The organism is Streptomyces otsuchiensis, from assembly GCF_004305975.1.
GTDB lineage: Bacteria > Actinomycetota > Actinomycetes > Streptomycetales > Streptomycetaceae > Streptomyces > Streptomyces otsuchiensis.
In genome coordinates, this window is sequence record NZ_BHZI01000546.1 from 1 (window position 1) to 1,028 (window position 1,028).

At 68.9% G+C, this 1,028-nt stretch carries 1 protein-coding gene; it reads right to left on the minus strand.

The genetic code is table 11. The features are described from left to right. On the minus strand, positions 1-870 hold an 870-nt coding region (locus E0D90_RS25765), incomplete at its 3' end, for an ISAs1 family transposase (RefSeq protein WP_227870521.1). Positions 871-1,028 lie beyond the last annotated feature (158 nt).

Consider the following 1,028-nt stretch of genomic DNA (forward strand, 5'->3'; position numbering starts at 1 on the left):
GCCCAGGTCCCGCCTCCAGCGCACGACTTGGAGGGCCTGGCGTGCGTGCGGGTAGTCGAGGTGGGCGAACGCGGCGGTCTTCAGCCGGCGGATCTCGTCGCGGTGGTGGGCCCGGGTGCGCTCGATGTGGTCCAGGCGGATGCCGCGCCAGGGAAGGCGACGGACTCGCTCATGGAGTCCGGGATGGTTCCGCTTGACGACAGCCAGGTAGTGAGCTCCGCGTTCGTGCAGGTGGGTGGCGTGCTCGTGCTGGGTGTGCAGGGCGTCGGCGGTGATCACCGCGTCGGTCAGATCAATGCCGTCCAGGAGCGGGGCGAAGGCCGGGATCTCGTTGCTCTTGCCGTCGACCTGCCTTTGGGCCAGGACCTGTCCGCCGTGGGTCATTGCGGCGATCAGGGCGGTGGCACGCTTGTGTCGGGTGCGGGAGCCGCGGAGTGTCTTGCCGTCGACGGCGATGAGCCTGCGACCGGTGGCCGGGGCCTGGCGTTCCTGGAGGAAGCGTCCGATAGCGCGGTCCAGGGCGTCGCCGTCCGCGGCGGCTAGGACGAGGCGGATCGTCGTGGCATGGGGCGGACGGATCAGGCCGGTCAGCGGGTCGCGGCGGAACCCGAGCAGGGCCAGGACGCGCTGCGGTGCGTCGGTGACCCACTCGCCGATCGCTGTGATCGAGGCGGCGCCGGACACAACGGCGGCAGCCGCTGCGGCAAGCAAGGCCGTCCAAGGGTGGCGGATGCCACGACGGGCTCGTGGGTCAGGCACTTCGACCAGATACTTCCGCAGGTCAGCGACTGTTTCCCGCGTGGCTGGGCCGGAGGAGTCACCCAGTTGTTGCAGGCATGACGGTATACGGGAAGATGGGCGCGCAGGCATGGACTCGCTCGGTGCTCATACGGACTCGACACCCACATGATCACCAGCGGCCATGCCTGTTCTGCGTCCAGGGGGCCGCTGCCTGCAAAAGCCGACAACCCGTCACATGTAGTGCTCAGCAGGCGAACCGCCCACCTCGAGACTTCTCAAAGACCCTG